We start from the raw sequence: 20,162 nt of genomic DNA on the forward strand, positions 1-20,162 counted from the left end.
GAAGCAATCATGGCAGAGTACACGTACACCGTGGAGAAAGTTTGTCCGGTCTGTGGGGAAAAGACGCACGTGACAAAGATGAAGGCGCGCCTCATCACGCTCAGCACGGATGAGGATTTCTGCGTTCACTACAAGGACATTAACCCGTACCTCTATCGTGTCTGGCTGTGCGAGCACTGCGGCTTTGCGGCGGATGAAAAGCAGTTCGCCGAGGGCGCGATTAACCCACATGATAAGGCAAAGATCAAGGATCTGCTCGCGGGACGAAAGATCAACCTTCCATATACGGAGGAGCGCACGGCGGATGAGGCGATCCGCGCCTATAAGCTTGGACTTTACTTTGCTGAACAGCTGGGCTGGCCGCTGCAGAAGCAGGCAGGCTACCGCATGGGTATGGCATGGGTCTACCGCGATACAGAGGAGCACGAGAAGGAGGAGGAGTCCCTGCGCCGTGCCGCCGAGCTATATGAGAAGTCCGTCATGAAAGAGCACTATCCCATCAACGGCATGACCGACAACATGGCGATGTATATTGCGGGGGCGGCGTACTACCGCATCGGCGACTTTGAGAAGGCGACACAGATGCTCTCACGCCTCATGGGCGATCAGGAACTGAGAAAATCCGATGCGAAGCTCTTTGAGCGTGCGCAGAATCTCTGGCTGGATCTGCGCGAGAAGAAAGCAGAAGCGGAGAAGGAAAACTAAATGGCGATTGATATTCCTCCGCAGTGGGTGGAGCAGGTACAGCGCATCGACTGGGGAAGTGTCCGTGCCGCAGTGGCGGACTATGGTCCCGTGCTCACAGTGCTGCGCGATACGTGGGATCGCGAGACGATCAGCGAGATCGCGGACGGGCATCTCTTCGTCCGCGACGCGGTGCTGAACGAGGCGATAGCGCATAACCTCGGTACGGACAGCACGATCCGCTCCGTAGAGCTCACCTCGCATGAGGATGGACATCTCGGCATCGTCTGCACGACCGATAAGAAATACAAGCGGATCGAGCTCTCGGGAACGATCAAGGAGTTTGTCCATACGGGGGAGAAGTCCTATGCAGTCTACCATGTGGACAAGAAGAAACTGCCCAATCACGGACTCGTCTCATGGCTCTTTTCACGGCTGTCGCTGTCGATGGTCGAGCGCATGGTCGGACGGCTCGATGTGTCAGATCGCATCCCCGTGGATATCAAGGGAAACAATGTCACGGTGGACTTTCACGATGTCCTCGCGGCGTCGCGTCTCGGCACGACAGAGTTCCGCGGGCATTCGCTGCTGAGCATGGTGGAGATCGAGGGCGCGACGGTGAAGGAAGGCGGCATCATGTTTGATACACATCTGAACGTGCCCGACGATGTGAAGGATGCGCTGCGCGCAATTTTGAAGGAAAAATCGGCTGCGCTGCAAAGCAGCACAGGAGAAGGAGACGGACATTGATGAGGCGATTGATTCAGCTGCTCTGTATCGCGATGCTCACCGTATGGATCCAGCCGCAGGCGGCGGACGCGGCAAAGGCGGAACCCGTGACGGAGAAGATCATCTTCATCCCGCATGACAGCCGCCCGATCTCGAGTACGCAGACGGCGGATGTCGTAACCAAGGCAGGCTACGAGGTCGTCGTTCCGCCGACCGAGCTGCTCGGCAGCCGTGAGGATCTGGGACATCCCGATCAGCTCTGGACATGGGTGCACGAGAATATCGCACAGCCCGGTGTCAAGGCAGCGGTTATCTCCTCGGATGCGATGGTCTACGGCAGCCTCGTCGGCTCGCGCAAGCACAACGAGTCGCGTGCACAGATCCTCGCACGCGCGTCGCGCTTTACGGAGCTGCACCGTGCGAATCCCAAGGTGCCGCTCTACGTCTTTGGCTCGATCATGCGCACGCCGCGTACGGGCGAGGCATCGGGACATGAGGAGCCGGAGTACTACCGCCGCTACGGGGCGGATATCTTCCGCTACACCCTCCTGCGTGACAAGGAGGAGGTCGAGGGGCTCTCGCGCCGTGAGCGCAAGGAGTATGAGTTCCTCACGCGCCTCATCCCGAAGGAAGCCCTCACGGACTGGATGGGACGACGCGAGAAGAACTATGCGGTCAACGAGTTCCTCATCAATCTCATGCGCAAGAATGGGACGTTCCACTACCTCGCGCTCGGGCGTGATGATAATGCGCCGTTCTCCCAGACCCATCTTGAGAGCCGGCATCTCGCGGCAGTAGGCGCAGAGCTCGGCAAGACTCGGTTTCAGACGATGGCAGGCATCGACGAGATCGCCCTCCTCATGCTGACGCGCGCAGTGAACGAGCAGCGTCATGAGGTGCCGTTTGTCTTCGTCCGCTACAACTGGGGACGCGGCGCGGACACTGTGCCTGCGTACTCGGATGAGAAGATCGACACTTCGATCAACGATGCGATTCTCGCCGCCGGTGGGATGAATGTGCGCGCGCCGGAGAAGGCGGATGTCGTCCTCACGGTGAATACGAACCCCGACGGGCGCACCTACGAGGCGAATATGCCCGTCAATGACGGAACGCTGCGCGAGGGGACGGCGTATTTTGCCGATATCGTGTCGGACTATGTGGCACGAGGCTATCCCGTCTCGATTGCCGACGTTGCCTTTGCCAACGGCGCGGACAACGCGCTCATGGCGGAGCTGCAGCGGCGCGGTCTGCTCTACAAGATTCGTGCCTACGCAGGGTGGAACACCCCGACGAACAGCTCGGGCTATGCGCTCGGCGAGGGGATGCTCGTCCGTCACATGAATGCGGACGCCGTCGACCAGCTGCTGACGACGCGCTACCTCGACGACTGGGCGTATCAGGCGAATGTGCGCAATACGATTGCACGGCAGCTCACGTGGCTGCGCGGTGACGGATTCTACGGCAGTCTCGGCTCAAAGATGGATGCCGTCTCCGTGCGCTCCACGCGCATGATGAACCGCTTCATCGAGAACAATCTGCCGCCCATGGCGGAGATGAACAGTGTCGTCGTGACATTCCCGTGGAACCGTATGTTTGAGGCGGACATTCAGCCCGAGCAGCAGGGCTTTGCCCATGATTATTTGGAAGGAAGGAAATAATATGTACGGAAAACGGATGATCGCCTTCTTTTCTGCATCACCTTCGCGGCGCACGGCAACGGTTGCCCATAAGATCGCCGACGTCATCAGCGCAGACCTTTACGAGATCCGCCCGGTCATCCCCTATACCGAGGACGATCTCGACTGGGACGATAAGACGAGCCGCGTCAACGTTGAGATGCACGACCCAGCCTGCCGCCCCCAGATCGAGGGAGAGCTTCCCGATCTCGCGCCGTATGAGACCATCTTCGTCGGGTTCCCGCTCTGGTGGTTCGCTGCGCCGCACATCATCAATACATTTCTCGAAAGCTACGACCTTACGGGGAAAACCATTGTGCCGTTTGCTACCTCGGGCGGCAGCTCTCTCGGACAGACGGTGACGCATCTGCGCCCCTCAGTGCAGGGCGCACTCGTCAAGGAAGGCCGCCGCTTTGAGATGGGCGAGACCCCGATGGCGATCAACTCATGGGTCGCGGCGCTTGGGATCTGACATAGAAAAACACGATTGTCGTCGTTGCACGGCAGTCGTGTTTTTACGTGGCTTCATTAACATGAGGCGATCTTTTGAAGTTGTGCGTATAGTGCCGAGATATCATTTGGGATCGTTTCCCATAGCAAGTCCTTATCTGCGGACTCGTACTCTATTTTCAAATCAATATGAAAAATTTTCTTTAGACAGCACAGTGCTTTGTACGATACAATAATGTAGGAATCAAAGAGAGGAGGCGGCGCGATGAATGCGGAGGCACAGGCACAGGCGGCGCGGGAATTTGCCGCGAAGTGGAAGGGGCGGGGCTACGAGAAGGGCGAGAGCCAGAAATTCTGGATGGAGCTCCTCCACAGCGTCTACGGCGTAGAAAACCCTGCCGACCTGCTCGTCTTTGAGCAGCAGGTACAGCTCGACCACACGAGCTTTATTGACGTTATGATCCCTACGACACACGTCATGATCGAGCAGAAAAGCCTCGGAAAGAAACTGACCGACCCGATCCGCCAGAGCGACGGCATTCTCCTCAAACCCATCGAGCAGGCGCGCCGCTATGCGGCGGCACTGCCGTACTCCGCGCGCCCGCGCTGGATCGTCAGCTGCAACTTCGCACAGTTCCTCGTCTACGACATGGAGACGCCGAATGCCGAGCCGCAGGAAATCCTCCTCGCCGACCTTGAGCGTGAGGCATATCGCCTGAACTTCCTCGTTGATGCGGGCGATGCGCACATCCAAAAGGAAATGGAGGTCTCCATCCAGGCGGGCGAGCTCGTCGGCAGACTCTACGACGCCCTCGCAAAAGAGTACCGCGACATGAGCGACCCACACAGCCAGAAGAGCCTCAACATCCTCTGTGTCCGTCTCGTCTTTGCCCTCTACGCCGAGGACGCAGGACTCTTCGGCAAGCACGCCATGTTCCATGACTACCTGCGTGACGTGCCGCTCGCGTACTTTCGCCAGACCCTCATCCAGCTCTTTCGCGTGCTCGATACACCGATCGAGAGCCGCGACCCGTACCTCTCGGATGCCCTTGCCGCATTCCCCTACGTCAACGGGGGACTCTTCGCAGAGGAGAACATCGAGATCCCGCAGTTCACACAGGAGATCGTTGATGTCCTGCTCGATGATGCAAGCGCGGGCTTCGACTGGAGCGCGATCAGCCCGACCATCTTCGGCGCGGTTTTTGAGTCTACACTCAACCCTGCAACGCGTCGTGCGGGCGGGATGCACTACACGAGCATTGAGAACATCCACAAGGTCATCGACCCGCTCTTCCTTGATGCCCTGCGCGACGAGCTAGCGGCGGCAAAGGCACTAAAGACCGAGACTGCGCGCCGCAGGGCGCTCCTCGCCTTTCAGGATAAACTGGCGGCGGGGCGGTACTTCGACCCCGCGGCGGGCAGCGGCAACTTCCTCACGGAGACCTACATCTCCCTGCGCCGTCTCGAGAACGAGGTACTGCGTGAGCTCTACGGACAGGAGATCGTCCTCGGGGCACTCGACAATCCGATCAAGGTGAATATCGGGCAGTTCTACGGCATTGAGATCAATGACTTTGCCGTGACCGTCGCGCGGACGGCGCTCTGGATCGCTGAGAGCCAGATGATGAAGGAGACGGAGAGCATTGTCCACATTGCACTCGACTTCCTTCCCCTGCGGACGTACGACAACATCCACGAGGGGAATGCCCTGCGCATGGACTGGCGCGCGATATTGCCGCCGACGGACACGGTGCGCGTGATGGGGAATCCGCCGTTTGTGGGGTATAGTCTTCAGACCAAGGAACAAAAAGATGAGCTTCTTACCGTCTATGTCGATGAGCAGAACAAACCCTATAAGACGGCGGGTAAAATCGACTATGTAGCGGGGTGGTATTTCAAGGCGGCAGAATACATGGCAGGGACGAAGATACACGCCGCATTTGTCTCGACCAATAGTATTACGCAAGGAGAGCAAGTCGCAGGTGTCTGGAAGCCTCTTTATGAACGCTTTCATATCACGCTACAATTTGCTTACCGTACGTTCCGTTGGGACAGTGAAAGCACACAAAAAGCGGCGGTGCATTGCGTTATTGTTGGATTCTGCGCAGGCAATATGGCAGAGAACAAGCGACTCTACCTCAACGGTCAGGTAAAAGAGGTGCAAGATATCTCGCCTTACTTATTGGAATCAAAACCAATTTTTATTATACCACGCAAAACAACGATTTCTGCTGTTCCGGAAACAATAGAAGGAAGTAAAGCAGCGGATGGCGGCTTTTTGTCTAAGGTAAGTGAATCGGACTATGAATCTGTCTGTTTGCAATATCCTGAAGCAAAATCCTTGTTCCGTCCGTTTCTGGGCGCAAAGGAGTATTTGCACGGCGAAACACGATACTGTCTATGGCTTGTTGATGCTTCTCCTGCACTTATTCAGCGTGTTCCATTTGTTCGTGAGCGGGTTCGCATGGTGCGTGACTTCCGCGTCGCCAGCACCAAAGCGGCAACACGAAAATGGGCAGATTATCCGACACTATTTATGGAGAATCGTCAGCCAACAGGCGACTACATCCTGATCCCGCGGCACTCTTCAGAGAACCGCAAATACATCCCCATGGGGTTTCTCCACGCAACGACGATATGCGGTGATGCAAATATTGCTGTTCCAAATACGACACTTTACCATTTCGGCGTGTTGATGAGTAATGTCCACATGGCATGGATGCGTGTTACGTGTGGACGAATCAAAAGTGACTATCGCTATTCCAATGTCATCGTGTATAATAATTTCCCGTGGTGCACGCCGACCGACGAGCAGCGAGCAACGATTGAGAAAACGGCACAGGGGATACTGGATGCGCGCGCACGCTATCCCGAGAGCGGTCTCGCCGATCTCTATGATGACGTGGCGATGCCGCCCGATCTGCGCGAGGCGCACCGCGCAAATGACCGCGCCGTGATGCGCGCATACGGCTTCTCGACGAAGCTCACGGAGTCGGCGTGCGTGGCGGAGCTGATGAAGCGATATGAGGAACTGGTACAGAAAGGAATAGAGGAGAAAAAGTGATTTCATCCAAGATACGATTCCCCGTCATCTTCGTGGGGATCTTTGTCGCCGCGATTCTTGCGGCACTCTATTTTGCGACCTTTGGGCGCATGGCGAAGGCAGACCCTGCCGAGAGCATCCAGCTCTACTGTGATGCTTTTGTACGGCAGGATGAGGAGGCGCAGAAGAAACTTACGTCCTACGGTGCACCGACGGATGCGTTCAACATGAAGGCGGCGTTTGCGAATGCCCTCCAGACGGCGGGAGCAAACCTTTTGCCCGAGGAGGCAGCGGAGATCGGTGATGCCTATATGGAGTCGCTGAAAAACGCATCGGTCGAGACCTCTGTCTCGAGTCAGGGGAAGGACAGGCGACGGTCGAGGTGACGGTGACGCGGTTCAACATGATGGCGGCACGCGAGAAGGCAACCTCTCTCATGCGTTCCCGTATGAAGCTGAACGGGACACCCGAGGAGCTGCGTAGGACAGCCGTCGATGCGACGGCAGATGCCTATCGGGAACTCCAGCCGATGGGGATGGCGACGTTCTACGTCCCTGTCCGCTACAACGAAAAGACGCGTATCTGGGATCCCGCCGACCCTGTGCAGTTCGGTTTTGACCTGTCGAAGCAGACCATGGGCGTAGAGTAGTTGCCCCAACAGCTGCGACAAAAAGCCTCCCCCGTCGATATGGGGGAGCGGTCAGCGTCATCCGCGCGTCTGCATCCTATGGATTTGACTTGCGGGACGCTTTCCCATACGACCTGTTACCCAATCAGCTGCGCCCACAGGGCTTGCTTCTTGGACAGGTCAGCAGGGGGAGCGCGAAGCGGTGGAAGGGGCGCTTGTTGCGATAGAGTCGAAAATGAGCGATAATTCTTGTCCGATTCGCGGTATTTGAAATGAGACTTTATTGATCGATGGAGGAAAATCGAATGGCAGAGATAGATTGGCAGCATACCGATCAGGTAACGGCAGAGGGGAATCCACGTCGTCCTGAGGGGGATGCGGGGCGTGCGATGCTCGCACGGATGAACGAAAGCCATGCGCATCTCGTGGACTGGGGTCTGGGGTATCTTGCACTGCACTCAGCGGATACGGTACTTGACATCGGCTGCGGCGGCGGCAATACACTCGCGCGCATGGCAGAGCGTGTGACGGAGGGGCACCTCGTCGGCATCGACTACGCCGAGACCTCGGTGGAGGCGTCGCGCGCCTTCAATGCGGCATTGGTCGAGCGTGGACGGATGGAGATCCTCCATGGCTCGGTTGAGGCACTCCCGTTTGCGGACGGACATTTTGATGCCGTCGTAACGGTGGAGAGTTTTTACTTCTGGCCGTCTCCTGAGGAGAGCCTGCGAGAGGTTGCACGCGTTGTGCGTGAGGGCGGATCGTTCCTCCTGCTCGCGGAGATCTGCGGGCGGGACGACCTGCCGGAGAGCACGCGTGCCAAGGTCGCGGAGTATCAGCTGACGAACCCGACGCCCGCAGAGTTCGAGCATCTTTTCCGCACAGCGGGATTCCGCGAGGTACAGATTCACCTCAAGGAAGGTGAGTACTGGATCGCAGTCGTGGGGGTGCGATAAAAGTTTTTACCGCTGCACAGTGTCCTAAGGATACAAGGGTATTTCCCTTGGAATTTTCCATCAAACAGCGGGTACAGAATCGTCATAGAGCTCGTGTGGGGCAATGTCCTGCCCATCTGCCCATACAACCGTAGAACCTGATACATGGACTGTTTGAAAAACAGTGGGAACTTTCAGCTTTTCGTACCATGATCCTTTGATGTACGGCATCACATCAAAAATTTTCTTCTCACCTGTATCAAAGAGCAGCAGTAATTTATAATCAGGAAGCGGCTTTACATCGAGTACTTTAGGCCGTAGCATGATATGTACTCCTTTATTGCAGAGGAGGGCCACATATCTCTCCTGTCATCTCTATTATACCAAGTATCATAGCATATTCCGCAGGAACTCTCGTGTGCGTTCTTCCTTCGGCGCACGGAAAAATGTCTGCGGTGCGCCTTGCTCGACGATGACACCGTTCTCCATAAAGACGACGTTGGTGGCGGCCTCGCGTGCGAATGCCATTTCGTGTGTGACGACGATCATGGTCATGTGCTCGGCAGCGAGGTCACGCATGGTGTGCAGCACCTCGCCGGTGAGCTCAGGGTCGAGGGCGGAGGTCGGCTCGTCAAAGAGCATGATGTCCGGCTTCATGGCGAGGGCGCGCGCGATGGCGACGCGCTGCTGCTGTCCGCCCGAGAGTTGGCTCGGGTAGTAATTCTCGCGGTCGGAGAGCCCAACTTTGGCAAGGAGTTCACGCGCATAGGGGAGAATTTCATCGCGTGACATTCCCTTGACATGAATGGGTGCCTCGATCAGGTTCTCGATGACGGTCATGTGCGGAAAGAGGTTGAACTGCTGAAAGACCATGCCCGTGGACATGAGGATGCGTCGTACGTCGGCAGTGCTTGCATACGTCGCGGTACTTTCTCCGTCCTTCGTCCAACAGAGCTTTTCCCCGCGAATTGTGATGCCCCCACGGTCAATCGTCTCAAGTTTGTTGATGCAGCGCAGGAGCGTTGACTTGCCGGAGCCGGAGGAGCCGATGATGGCGAGCACCTCGCCGCGCGCGAGGGTGAGGTCGATCCCGCGGAGAACGCTGAGCTCACCAAAGGATTTGTGGATGCCGCGCATCCTGAGCATCGTGTCTTTAGTTTCCGTATCTGCCATAGTGCGCCTCCAGTTTTTTGAATCCATAGGTGAGTACAGCGGTCATGGCAAGGTAGAAGATGCCTGCGATGAGGAAGGGGGTCATGTCAAACTCGCGCTGTACGATGGTGCGCGCGACGCGCAGGAGGTCGTTCATGGCGAGGATGTAGACGAGGGATGTGTCCTTGACGAGGTTGATGGTCTCGTTGCTGACGGGCGGCAGGGTGATGCGCAGTACCTGCGGCAGGATGATGCGGCGCATGGTGAGCGGGCCGCTCATGCCGAGGACGCGCGCCGCCTCGAATTGACCGCGCGGCACCGCCTGTATGCCCGCACGGAAGATCTCGGCGAAGTAGGCGGCGTAGTTGAGGACGAAGGCGAGCAGTGCCGCTGCAATGTCGGGGAGCAGGATGCCGACCATCGGCAGGGCGAAGTAGACGAAGAGCAGCTGCAGCATGAGCGGCGTACCGCGCATAATCCAGATGTAGATTTCGAGGATGCGGCTGAGCGGCCGAAAGCGAGAGAGTCGTCCGAGCGCGACAAAGAGCCCCAGCGGCAGCGAAAGCGCGAGCGTGACACAGAAAATCTCGAGGGTGATGCCTGAGCCCTCGAGCATGAGACGGATGGTATCCAGTGTTTTGTCCATGAATGATATTCCTTACAGAAAAAGGGGCTGCCGCACGATGATTCGACATCGTACAGCAGCTCTTTCTTTGTGCCTCTGCCACGTGCGGCAGAAGGGCAACCATTTACTTCGTGATGTCCTTGGCGAACCACTTCGTCGAGATCTTGGCGATCGTGCCGTCTGCCTTCATCTCGTCGAGGACCTTCTGCACCTCGTCGCGCAGCTTCGTGTTGTCCTTCGCGAATGCGATGCCGAACTCGCTCACAGGACCGACGACCACGTCGAGCGCATCCAGTGTGTCGGGATGCTTGCTCATGTAGTAGCGGCCGACGATCTCGTCGCCGATGACGGCATCGAGACGGCCATTCTCAAGATCCATGAATGCCGCAACGTAGTCGGGGTACTTCTTGACCTCCTTGACTTCCTTTTTATAGAAATCCGAGGCGTCCATGTACTCCTCCGCCGTGCCCGCACTCTGCGTGCCGACGGTCTTGCCCGCGAGGCTCTTCTCATCCGTAACGGCGGTGTTGCCCTTCTTCACGAAGATGATCTGGTGGTTGTCCATATAGGGCTTCGAGAAGAGCATGCTCTCCTTGCGCTTTTCGGTGATGTCGAGACCGTTCCAGAGCACCTGCACGCGGCCGCTCTTGAGCTCGGCTTCCTTACTCGACCAGTCGATTGCCTTGAACTCAACCTCACGACCGAGACGTTTTGCTGCTTCCTCTGCGAGATCAACGTCGAAACCGACGATCTTGTTGTTCTCGTCCTTAAAGCCCATCGGCGGGAAATTGTCGTCAAGTCCGACGATGATCTTTCCCATCTCTGCCGCATTATCCGTCGAGGGGGCTTTCTCAGTGCTGCCGCACCCTGCGAGGAGTGCTGCCGAGCAGGCGAGTACCGTTGCTCCGGTCAGAATCGCTTTCCAGTTCATCTTCGTTTCTCCTTATCCTTCTACTGCTTTAATACAATAAAGTACTGATGTGTGTGTATTATACGATAGGTGAAGAAAATATGTCAAGTTTTTTTTAATTAAGCAGGTTTTTTCCTTTTCAGGTCGAAATATTTATAGACATGAGAATTTCGTAAGGAAGAATGACGTAAACCGAGGGAGGGGCTTGCTTTGCGTGCAATATCCGTAGACGATCTTGAGAATGGGATGATCCTAGCGCGGACGATCGTCAACGCCAAGCGCGTGGTGGTGGTGTCGGAGAATACGGAGCTGACGAAGGCGCACATCACGCGCCTGAAGTTTCTGAAGATCCCCGTTGTCTACATCAAGGACGAATCGGAGCTGAAGGAGGAGCGTTCGCCGATCTTCTCGCGCAGCAATCTCTTCATCAAGCAGTATGAGAATGTCATCGGTACGGCGAAGTCGATCTTTGAGGAGACAAAGAAGACGGGCACGGTTCCCGTGGAAGAGACGAATGAGATGGTGCAGGAGGATCTGCTGCCGCTCTCACGCCGCAGCGGAACGATTGACTATCTCAATGAGGTCAACCATCTCGCGAGCGACATCTATAACCACTCGTTGCGTGTGTCGATCCTCGCGGGGGTCATTGCCAAGTGGATGAAGCTCGACCGTGAGACGGCAAAGGATGTTGTTCTCGCGGGATTCCTCCACGATGTCGGCAAGTCGCGTTTTGATCAGCGTCTGCTCGAAAAGAATGTAGAAACGCTTGAGGGCGAGGACTATGAGAACTACATCCAGCATACGGTAGATGGAGCGCATATCCTCAACAATGTGGCGGGACTGACGGAGGGCGTGCGCCTTGCGGCGATGCAGCATCATGAGCGCATGGACGGCAGCGGCTTCCCGTTCAACAGCAAGGGCGACGACATTCATCTCTATGCTCGCATCATCGCTGTGGCGGATCTCTATGACAATATCACGGTCGAACGCGAGGGCTACCCGCGCCGCACGCCGTTCGATGCGGTGACGGAGATTGCGCGGCAGATGTATACGACGCTCGATCCGCAGGTTTGCCTGCCCGTCCTGATGAATATCAAGAATGCCTTCCTCGGCTCGCGTGTGCTCCTCAGCAATCATCGCGAGGGAACGATCACGGCATATCCGCACGGTGTTGTGCCGCTCCCGATCGTGACGATTTCGGAGGATGAGGTCATCGATCTCAATGAGGAGAAGAAGATTAAGATTCTGGAGTACAACCCGAAATAATAAAGAACATAGAAAAGCCCATCGGCGTGAACCAATGGGCTTTTTTGGTGTCCGCTGTCAGCAGACAGCCTGGAGTTTGTTATACCATTCGAGAACCTCGTCATAGATCGTGCTGATCTCCTCCAATGGGATGTGTTCATGCGCACAGCACGCAACAACTGACGACCAGTTGCCCTGTTCGTAGGAGATGACGAGGTCGAGCAGACGGCGCAGAGCGTTGTCCTCACCAAGCAGAGCAGCATTCAACTCGTCGGAGAGAGTGAGCTCCTTGAGTATCTCCGCCATCGGCTGGTTGAGCAGTACGTCAATTAGGGAGAACATGCCAAGCAGGAAGCCCGTGTCCGGCGTGAGGTCATGCCGGTTCAGACTGCGGGCAATCAGCTCGCAGAATTTTGCACGCAGGAGCGAGAGGGTGAAGAGTTCGCTCGGTTTGTCCTCGGAGAAGGTTTGGAGACTGATGAGTGTCACCCAGCTGCGGATCCCGCTGAAGCCAAGGAGCACAGCAGCCTGCCGTAGGTTGGAGACGTGGTTGGTCAGTCCGATGCCGACCGAGTTGATATAGGTGAGGAGTTTGTACACGAGATTCGTATCCGCCCCGATCACTTCCGTGATGGCGTTAAAGTCAACGTTCGGACGGTTGACCTCCTTGAGAAGGCGAATACGCGACAGCTCGTTGTTGGTGAGTCTCTTTTGGTGCAGGACGACGGGTTTGCAGAAAAAATAGCCCTGGAAGAGGACATAGCCATCCTCCACTGCCTGACGGAATTCGTCCTCTGTCTCAATCTTCTCGGCGAGAAGCCGCACCTGCGGGGGGAGTACCTTGCGCAGGTTGGCACGCTCCTCGGGAGCTGTCGTGATGCGAAAGTCCACCTTGATGATGTCCGCCATGTTGATGAGCGGCTCGTAGCCCGGGAGCAGGACAAAGTCGTCGAGAGCGATCTTGTAGCCTGCATCCTTTAGATCACGTACGGCTTCGAGAATTTCAGGAGTCGGCTGCACCGTCTCGAGTACCTCCACGACGATGCTGTCGGAGGGCAGGAGTTTCGGTGCACGCGACAGGAGATTCTTCTCTGTGAAGTTGATGAAAGCCTTTCGGTTGGAGACGAGTTTTTTCATGCCAAAATTGAGCATGGCGTTGACCATGACGCTCTGTGTTGCCACATTTCCGTCGAGATTGGGGTCAAAGGCGTTTTTCAGACCACTGCGGAAAAGAATCTCGTATGCGTAGACATTCTTTTGCAGATCGAGAATCGCCTGACGCCCGATGAATGCATCTTCCATAAGGGAACCTTCCTTCATCTTGTATACGATCGCGGTAAATTATCATTCTCGTATACATATTATATCGACATTTTATGAAATTATATCATGGCTTTCTCGAAAAATAAATGAAAAACAGTAGACCAGATGGTATAATATAATAGGAAGAATGAAAAAATGGATGTGGTAATTTGTTGAATGACATACAAATCGGACGCTATATGCCCGGAGATTCCTTCCTGCACCGCATGGATCCACGCGTCAAGATTGTTCTCCTGTTCTTCTACCTGCTGCTCGTTTTCTTCGTCGAGAACGTGGCAGGCTTTCTTGCGCTTGGCATCAGCATTGCGCTGCTCATGATCGTTTCTCAGGTTCCGCTTGGAATGCAGCTGCGCTCGATTCGGCCGATTCTCTGGATCGTGCTCTTTACGTTCGGCGTGCACCTCTTTATGACGCCGGGGACGGAACTGTTTGCCGTCGGCCCCCTGTCGGCGACGTGGGAGGGGCTGACACGCGGCGTGTATATCGGGCTGCGCCTAATCCTGCTCATCCTGTTGAGTACGCTGCTGACACTAACGACGAGTCCGCTGCGCCTGACCGACGGGCTGGAGGCACTTCTCTCTCCGCTGCGCCATGTGGGGGTTCCCGTGCATGAGCTGTCGATGATGATGACGATCGCCTTACGCTTTATCCCAACGCTGCTGGAGGAGCTGGATCGCATCATGAAGGCGCAGAAGGCACGTGGGGCGGATTTTGAGCATGGCAGTATCGTGCGGCGGATGCGTGCCATTGTACCCGTGCTCGTGCCGCTCTTTCTCTCTGCGTTTCGCCGTGCCGATGAGCTTGCAATGGCGATGGAGGCGCGCTGCTACCGCGGCGGTGAAGGACGTACGCAGATGAAGGAGCTGTACATCGGGCGTGTCGACTATGCGGCTGTCGCCGTCTTTATCCTCGGTGCGGCGGGCATCTGTGCCGTGAGTGTGGGAGGGCTGAGCTTTGCGCCCTGAGCATGTGGCGATGATGAAGGCGCGTGCGCGAAATATCGCGCTGAAGGTCGCCTACGATGGGACGAGCTATCACGGCTTTCAGCGGCAGACGCCGCCCATCCGTGCCGTGCAGAATGTCCTTGAGGCGGCTCTCGCCCAGGTCTGCGGTGAGACGGTGGAGCTTGCGTCGGCGGGGCGCACGGATGCGGGGGTTCATGCCTATGGTCAGGTGGTGAATTTCTTCACGGACGGACGCATCCCGACGGAGCGCCTGCCGCGTGCGGTGAACGGCCTCCTGCCGCCGGATATTGTCGTGTCGGAGGCGTGGGAGGCAGCGCGGGATTTCAGCGCACGGCACAGTGCAACGGGCAAGGCATACGTCTATCGCATGAAGGAGTGCCGCGTGCCGGATCCCTTCACACGCAGCTATGCATGGCAGATTTTTCAGCCGCTCGATTACGATGCGATGCGGGCGGCGCTGCATCTCCTTGAGGGGACGCATGACTACTCCTCATTTCGTGCGGCGGGTGGTGCGCCGATGTCGCCCGTCCGTACGCTCGATACGATCCGTCTGACGGCGGAGGGGGAGGGGCGTCTCTCGCTCTATATCCACGGCACGGGCTTTCTCTATCACATGGTGCGCAATATCGTCAGTACGGCTGTGGCGGTCGGTACGGGGCGTATCTCCAAGGATCGCTTTGCGGAGATCTTTGCGGCACGGGATCGTCGGCTCGCGCCGCCCACGGCTCCGGCCGGCGGGCTGTATCTACTCGCGGTGGATTATGACGGCACATCGGAAAGGAGCCATACCGATGGAGCAGGAAATGCTGCAGCGTCTTGTGACAAATGCCGTACGTGAAATGCGCTTGCCGTCTCGTCCGGAGGGACGCGGCAGTCATGTACTGACGCTCGTGGACGCCGTCCTCGATGCAGCACTGGATGAAGAGGCAACGGACATCCATCTTGAGCCGATGGAGGAAGGACTGCGCATCCGCGTCCGCGTCGATGGGCTGCTGCGCGCGTATCCGATCCTGCTGCCGGCGGCAATCGCTCCGGTAGTTATTGCACGTCTAAAGGTGATGGCGGGCATCGACACGGCGAAGCGCAACCGTCCGCAGGATGGGCAGATTCGCTATCCACACAGGGGGCGCAGCGTCGATATGCGCGTGGCGGTTCTTCCTGTCGTGGGCGGTGAGCGCATGGTTGTGCGCATTATGGACGGGACGGAGCGATTCCTTCACTGCAGGGAGCTCGGTTTCACGCCGGAAAACGAAGCGATTTTTGAACGACTCATCCATCGACCGACGGGGCTCCTCCTCGTCTGTGGACCGATGAACTCGGGCAAGACGACGACGCTCTATGCGGCACTCGCTGAGCTCAATGACCCAAACTGTCACATTATGACGCTCGAAGATCCCGTGGAGCGGCGTATTGACGGAATCAGTCAGTTTGCCGTATGTCCAGAGGCGGGGCTGACCTTTGTCGCGGGACTGCGGGCAGCACTGCGGCAGGATGTCCAGAAGATCCTCTTGGGCGAGATCCGCGACCGTGAGACGGCGGAGATGGCGGTGCGTATTGCCCTCACGGGACACGCGCTGTTCTCGACGCTCCATACGGAGGACTGTGTCGCCGCGATTTTTCGCATGATCGAGATGGGGACGCCGCCCTATCTGCTCGCAGCGACGCTCTCGGGGGTCGTAGCCCAGCGGCTTGTGCGCCGTGTTTGCGTTCATTGTCGTGAGACGTACACCGTCGCTGCAGGCTCAGATGAGGCTCTTCTCCTCGGATCGCTCTATCATGAAGGGATGACGCTCGTGCGCGGGCGCGGCTGCCCGCACTGTCGCGGGAGCGGTTATCATGGACGCATGGCGATACATGAGATGCTGCCCATCTCCGAGCATATCCGCACGGCGATCCTCGGAGCGAGATCGCGGGATGATCTGCGGTGCGCGGCAGGGGCGGAGGGGATGCGCTCTCTCTGGCAGGACGGCGCGGCAAAGGCTATCGAAGGGGAGACGACGTTAGGGGAGGTGGAGCGTGCACTCTATGGATGAAACGGACGCGTGGCAGGAACTGCTGCGCCGCATGATGACAGTGAATGCCTCGGATCTCCATGCGGCACCGCATCAGCAGATACAGCTGCGCCGTGACGGCATGCTGATGGCGGAGGATCTCATTCCCACAGCGGCACTGATGGAGGCGTGTGCCTGTCAAATGCTCTCGGATGCGCAGCGCGCTCTTCTTTCTGTGCAGGATGTCGATGCCGCGTGGAACTGGGAGGGACGGCGGTTTCGAGGAAACTTTTATCGGACGCAGGAGGGGATGGCTCTTTCCCTGCGTCTCCTGCCTGAGCGCATCATGACGCCCGATGAGATCGGTATGCCGTCTGCCGTGCGTACGGCTCTTGAGATGAGGGATGGACTCGTGCTGCTCTGCGGAGCGACGGGGGCAGGCAAGACGACAACGCTTGCCGCGCTCATTGATGCGGTCAACCATACGCGTTCCCTCCATATCATCACACTTGAGGATCCCGTCGAATATGTTTTTGCCGCAGATCGTGCCTTTTTCAGTCAGCGGGAAGAGGGGCGGGATTTTGCTTCCTTTCCCGATGCTGTGCGCAGTGCGCTGCGTGAGGATCCCGACCTCCTGCTCGTGGGTGAGATCCGTGACCGTGCAACCATTGAGGCGACACTCCTCGCGGCGGCGACGGGCGTGCTCGTCGTGGGGACAATCCACGCGGGGACGGCCGCGCAGGCGGCGCGCCGCGTGGAGAGTTTCTTTCCGGCGGATGCGCGGGATGCGGTGCGCGCACAGTTTGCCGATGTCATCCGCGGCATCTTTGCTCAGCGCCTTCTGCCGCGGCGGGGCGGCGGCCGTATTGCCGCGTTTGAGACGCTGGTTGGTACCTCCGCCGTGCGAAATGTCCTGCGGCAGGGACGCTATGATCAGCTTGAGACGCTCATGATGAGCGGTGCTGCGCAGGGGATGCAGACAGCGGAGATGGCAGAGGCCGAGCTTCGTGCACGGGGCGTCCTCGCATGACGATATTTTCTTATACGGCGTGCACGGCAGAGGGGCGAAAGATACACGGCATCATTGAAGCCGAGAGCGCGCCGGCAGCGGCACGGATGCTCATGGAGCGCGGTGAGACGGCCGTGCGCATCGAGGAGCGACGGACGCTGCGCCTGCCGCAGCATACACAGCAGTGGCTGTCGCGCCGTGGCGGTGTGACCGACGAGGAGAGGATCGCCTTCTTTCAGGAGCTATCTGCCCTTCTCGCCGTGGGACTTCCCCTGCACCGCGCACTGGAACGCCTGCGCGACGGCGTGGGAGAAACATCATCGTCGGGACGGCTGCTCCATGCTCTGCATCATGCGGCCATGCAGGGGATGCCGCTTTCACAGGCGATGGAGACGAAGAGGCAGATCTTTTCCCCCGTTCTCATCGGCATGGTACGCGCGGGGGAGGAGAGCGGCTCGCTCGATGTCGTGCTCGGAGCGGCAGCGTCGTTTCTCACAGAGGAGTACCGTATGCGCGAGGCACTGTGGAGCGCGCTCCTCTATCCGCTTTTTTTACTGGCGGCAGTCGTGCTCTCCATCGTCCTCATGACCGTCTTTATTCTGCCCATCTTCGCGGCACTCCTCGCGGATCTGCATGCCGATCTTCCACTGCCGACACAGCTGCTCCTCACGGTGTCGGCACAGATCGCCGATGCGCCTGTGGCGACGGTATGTCTCCTTTTCGCCGTGCCCCTCGGTATCGGGCTGCTCCTGCGCATTCCGACGGCGCGCTTTCTCTGTGACCGCTGCATCCTGCGGCTGCCCGTTGTGGGCGTATTCATCCGCTGTCGTGCGTGGCAGATGATCCTATGCGTTCTCGCCGTTCTCCTGCGCAGTGGGATTCGCCTCGACCGCGCCATTGCACTGGCATGCACGGTAACGGGAAATCGTGCGCTTCGCCGTCAGCTGAGCAGCATAGAACAGCGACTTACCGAGGGACGCAGCCTCACACAGATCATGGCAGATGACCCCTATCTGCCGTCTCTCGTGCGTGGTATGCTAGCCGCAGGCGAGGAGGCGGGGGAATTGGAACGCATTCTTCCGCAGGCAGCCGAGTATTGCGCACGCCGGGCGGAAACCATTGGACAACGTGTGACGGCACTCGCCGAGCCGATGATGATCGTCGTTGTCGCGGGGCTCATCTTCTTTGCCGTACTCTCCTTTCTCCTACCGATCTTCGACGCGATGGATGCGATGATGTAATGGCGATGGGATAAACGCAATACTTACGAAAAAGACGCTTCTCACAGTATAGTGAAAAGCGTCTTTTTATTTTTAGGAAGCACTGATAAATTCAGCACCGCCGTCTTAGTACATCTTTTTCGCCCTGTCTATGTCGACAAATCCTCCACATAGCTTTGGCTATGCGTCCGGTTTGTCTCCTTGACAGGACAAAAAATCTGTACCAATCCGACGGACTTCATTTTATCAGCGATTCCTTTATTTCCGCATGCGCCATGACTGATAGAAGATGGCGAGGCATGCGCAGGCAAGGAACATGAGGAGCAGGTCGCACTGGTATGTCCATGTTCCCGTAAGTCCGCCAAATGATAGATGTTCAAAGAGGATCTTGTCGTAGATGCGCGTCGTGATAAAGCGGTGAATGCCTGCTGCCGTCAAAAGAATACCGACGACATATAGAACGCGTGGCATCGTCCGTGGGATACGCAGCGGGATACGGCGCAGCAGAGCTCTCCACAGCATGCGGGCATGCTGACCGACATGCACGCCAACGACGAGAAAGAGCAGCACACCGGCAGAGAGGTGGACTGCGTGGACGTAGATGGATGCGAGCCCGCGCAGACGCACAATGGGAAGAGCGTAGAGGGAGATGAGTATGCCCGATACCAAGGTCACGGCAAGGAGCAGGAGCATGATGATGTTCACCGTGTTGAGTGCCGTCATCGGCAGGCGCCGCCAAAAGAGCGCGCGAAGATAAGCGCGCTCGAGCCACAGGTGGATGCTGCCGAGGATGAGAAGGGCACAGCCCAGATACTCATGCACGGGCTCCGTCGTCAGCAAACGGTTTGGCAGAAAGAACATGAGGAGCGTGATGAGGACAAAGAGCAGGGGGCGCATCAGTTGTGGTACCCCAATCCCTCCAGCCAGACGGCAATGTGCTTATTTGTCTCTGTCGCATTGTCACGCACCGTCTTGCCGCGGATGCACATCCCCGGAAACGCCGCCGCGCCCTTGGCATAGTTCGGGATATCCGCCTCTTTGCCGCTCATTGCATTGCCCGATCCGGTGGAGAATGGGATGATGACCTTATCTGCGAAGTCATAGCTCTCAAGGAAGGTGTAGATCGGCATCGGTAGATCCTGGTACCAGATCGGATAGCCGAGGAAGATGATGTCGTACTGCGCCATATCATCGAATTTTGATGCGAGCAGCGGGCGTGCCTGTTTGGCTTGCTCCTCTTTTGCCACCTCTGTCATCTCCTTGAGGTCGATCGGGTAGGGGATGACAGTCTGTATCTCGAACGTGGCATCCGCATGGATAAGCTCTGCAAGCTGCTCAGCAAGGAGCGCCGTGTTTCCCTTTTCAACGTAGCCAACTTCGTGGTTTTCCCCTGCGCGCGAGAAGAATGCGACGAGCACGCGTTTTCCTTCAAAGGAAGCAGGGGGCTTCAGCGGTTGAGAGAGGTCGAGGGCAGCATGATCTTCCTCTGCGTCGTCGGCTGCCGTATTTTTACTCCCGCAGCCCAGCGTGAGAAGAAGCAGCGCGGCAAGCAATACGGCGAGAATTTTTTTCATGGA

19 protein-coding genes and 2 pseudogenes are annotated in these 20,162 nt (G+C 57.5%); 13 read left to right on the top strand and 8 right to left on the bottom strand.

Annotation, left to right across the window (positions count from 1 at the left end; all coding sequences use genetic code 11):
* Nucleotides 1-9 precede the first annotated feature (9 nt).
* The 7 genes and pseudogenes from AXE86_RS09305 to AXE86_RS09335 all read left to right on the top strand — a co-directional run bounded on the left by AXE86_RS09305 (nucleotide 10) and on the right by AXE86_RS09335 (nucleotide 8,166).
* Complete coding sequence (locus AXE86_RS09305) at nucleotides 10-705, top strand: DUF2225 domain-containing protein (RefSeq protein WP_061946477.1); 696 nt, start codon at nucleotides 10-12, stop codon at nucleotides 703-705.
* Entirely contained in the window at nucleotides 706-1,434 is a 729-nt protein-coding gene (locus AXE86_RS09310) for a hypothetical protein (RefSeq protein WP_009754148.1), read from the top strand.
* The gene (locus tag AXE86_RS09315; RefSeq protein ID WP_061946479.1) at nucleotides 1,434-3,071 is read left to right on the top strand and encodes a DUF4127 family protein; all 1,638 of its coding nucleotides are present in this window, start codon (nucleotides 1,434-1,436) and stop codon (nucleotides 3,069-3,071) included. The genes AXE86_RS09310 and AXE86_RS09315 overlap by 1 nt, the downstream gene beginning before the upstream one ends.
* A 1-nt stretch (nucleotide 3,072) precedes the next feature.
* A complete protein-coding gene (locus tag AXE86_RS09320; protein WP_061946481.1) occupies nucleotides 3,073-3,561 on the top strand; it encodes a flavodoxin in 489 nt (162 codons plus the stop codon).
* A 243-nt stretch (nucleotides 3,562-3,804) separates the two neighbouring features.
* Nucleotides 3,805-6,603 (top strand): DNA methyltransferase, encoded by a 2,799-nt coding sequence (locus AXE86_RS09325; protein WP_061946484.1) that lies wholly within the window; start codon nucleotides 3,805-3,807, stop codon nucleotides 6,601-6,603.
* Nucleotides 6,600-7,231: pseudogene (locus tag AXE86_RS09330) on the top strand (hypothetical protein). Before AXE86_RS09325 ends, AXE86_RS09330 begins: the two are co-directional and overlap by 4 nt.
* A gap of 284 nt (nucleotides 7,232-7,515) precedes the next feature.
* Nucleotides 7,516-8,166: a class I SAM-dependent methyltransferase gene (locus tag AXE86_RS09335; protein ID WP_061946486.1), complete on the top strand. Its 651-nt coding sequence runs from the start codon at nucleotides 7,516-7,518 to the stop codon at nucleotides 8,164-8,166.
* Between the two features lie 60 nt (nucleotides 8,167-8,226).
* Here the strand turns inward: AXE86_RS09335 and AXE86_RS09340 are convergent, their stop codons facing one another.
* The 4 genes from AXE86_RS09340 to AXE86_RS09355 form a co-directional block, all read right to left on the bottom strand.
* Nucleotides 8,227-8,469 (bottom strand): DUF2442 domain-containing protein, encoded by a 243-nt coding sequence (locus tag AXE86_RS09340; protein WP_061946488.1) that lies wholly within the window; start codon nucleotides 8,467-8,469, stop codon nucleotides 8,227-8,229.
* A gap of 66 nt (nucleotides 8,470-8,535) precedes the next feature.
* Nucleotides 8,536-9,318: an amino acid ABC transporter ATP-binding protein gene (locus tag AXE86_RS09345; RefSeq protein WP_061946490.1), complete on the bottom strand. Its 783-nt coding sequence runs from the start codon at nucleotides 9,316-9,318 to the stop codon at nucleotides 8,536-8,538.
* A complete protein-coding gene (locus AXE86_RS09350; RefSeq protein ID WP_061946492.1) occupies nucleotides 9,299-9,943 on the bottom strand; it encodes an amino acid ABC transporter permease in 645 nt (214 codons plus the stop codon). Before AXE86_RS09350 ends, AXE86_RS09345 begins: the two co-directional genes overlap by 20 nt.
* 103 nt (nucleotides 9,944-10,046) lie before the next feature.
* Nucleotides 10,047-10,853: an amino acid ABC transporter substrate-binding protein gene (locus tag AXE86_RS09355; RefSeq protein ID WP_061946494.1), complete on the bottom strand. Its 807-nt coding sequence runs from the start codon at nucleotides 10,851-10,853 to the stop codon at nucleotides 10,047-10,049.
* Nucleotides 10,854-11,078: 225 nt separating this feature from the next.
* Here AXE86_RS09355 and AXE86_RS09360 point away from each other — a divergent pair, with 225 nt between their 5' ends.
* Entirely contained in the window at nucleotides 11,079-12,098 is a 1,020-nt protein-coding gene (locus AXE86_RS09360; RefSeq protein ID WP_009754159.1) for an HD-GYP domain-containing protein, read from the top strand.
* Nucleotides 12,099-12,155: 57 nt separating this feature from the next.
* On the opposite strand, the gene AXE86_RS09365 is transcribed toward AXE86_RS09360, so the two are convergent.
* Nucleotides 12,156-13,379: an EAL and HDOD domain-containing protein gene (locus tag AXE86_RS09365; RefSeq protein WP_061946495.1), complete on the bottom strand. Its 1,224-nt coding sequence runs from the start codon at nucleotides 13,377-13,379 to the stop codon at nucleotides 12,156-12,158.
* Between the two features lie 170 nt (nucleotides 13,380-13,549).
* Here AXE86_RS09365 and AXE86_RS09370 point away from each other — a divergent pair, with 170 nt between their 5' ends.
* The 5 genes from AXE86_RS09370 to AXE86_RS09390 are packed head-to-tail and all read left to right on the top strand — an operon-like array spanning nucleotide 13,550 to nucleotide 18,606.
* Complete coding sequence (locus AXE86_RS09370; RefSeq protein WP_039981456.1) at nucleotides 13,550-14,365, top strand: energy-coupling factor transporter transmembrane component T family protein; 816 nt, start codon at nucleotides 13,550-13,552, stop codon at nucleotides 14,363-14,365.
* A gap of 13 nt (nucleotides 14,366-14,378) precedes the next feature.
* Nucleotides 14,379-15,203, top strand: coding sequence for a tRNA pseudouridine(38-40) synthase TruA (gene truA, locus AXE86_RS09375; protein WP_061946983.1), 825 nt, complete (start codon nucleotides 14,379-14,381; stop codon nucleotides 15,201-15,203).
* The gene (locus AXE86_RS09380) at nucleotides 15,157-16,398 is read left to right on the top strand and encodes a GspE/PulE family protein (RefSeq protein WP_061946496.1); all 1,242 of its coding nucleotides are present in this window, start codon (nucleotides 15,157-15,159) and stop codon (nucleotides 16,396-16,398) included. Before truA ends, AXE86_RS09380 begins: the two co-directional genes overlap by 47 nt.
* The gene (locus tag AXE86_RS09385) at nucleotides 16,391-17,386 is read left to right on the top strand and encodes a type IV pilus twitching motility protein PilT (RefSeq protein ID WP_061946497.1); all 996 of its coding nucleotides are present in this window, start codon (nucleotides 16,391-16,393) and stop codon (nucleotides 17,384-17,386) included. The genes AXE86_RS09380 and AXE86_RS09385 overlap by 8 nt, the downstream gene beginning before the upstream one ends.
* The gene (locus AXE86_RS09390) at nucleotides 17,383-18,606 is read left to right on the top strand and encodes a type II secretion system F family protein (protein ID WP_061946498.1); all 1,224 of its coding nucleotides are present in this window, start codon (nucleotides 17,383-17,385) and stop codon (nucleotides 18,604-18,606) included. Before AXE86_RS09385 ends, AXE86_RS09390 begins: the two co-directional genes overlap by 4 nt.
* A gap of 131 nt (nucleotides 18,607-18,737) precedes the next feature.
* Here AXE86_RS09390 and AXE86_RS13400 read toward each other — a convergent pair.
* From AXE86_RS13400 to AXE86_RS09400, 3 genes and pseudogenes are all read right to left on the bottom strand, one after another.
* Nucleotides 18,738-18,827 (bottom strand): annotated as a pseudogene (locus tag AXE86_RS13400) (secretion protein HlyD); the annotation flags it as partial.
* A gap of 16 nt (nucleotides 18,828-18,843) precedes the next feature.
* Nucleotides 18,844-19,482, bottom strand: coding sequence for a hypothetical protein (locus AXE86_RS09395; RefSeq protein ID WP_061946499.1), 639 nt, complete (start codon nucleotides 19,480-19,482; stop codon nucleotides 18,844-18,846).
* Complete coding sequence (locus tag AXE86_RS09400) at nucleotides 19,482-20,159, bottom strand: flavodoxin (protein WP_061946500.1); 678 nt, start codon at nucleotides 20,157-20,159, stop codon at nucleotides 19,482-19,484. The genes AXE86_RS09395 and AXE86_RS09400 overlap by 1 nt, the downstream gene beginning before the upstream one ends.
* Nucleotides 20,160-20,162: the final 3 nt, after the last annotated feature.

This window comes from Selenomonas sp. oral taxon 136, assembly GCF_001554015.1.
Taxonomy (GTDB): Bacteria; Bacillota; Negativicutes; order Selenomonadales; family Selenomonadaceae; genus Centipeda; species Centipeda felix.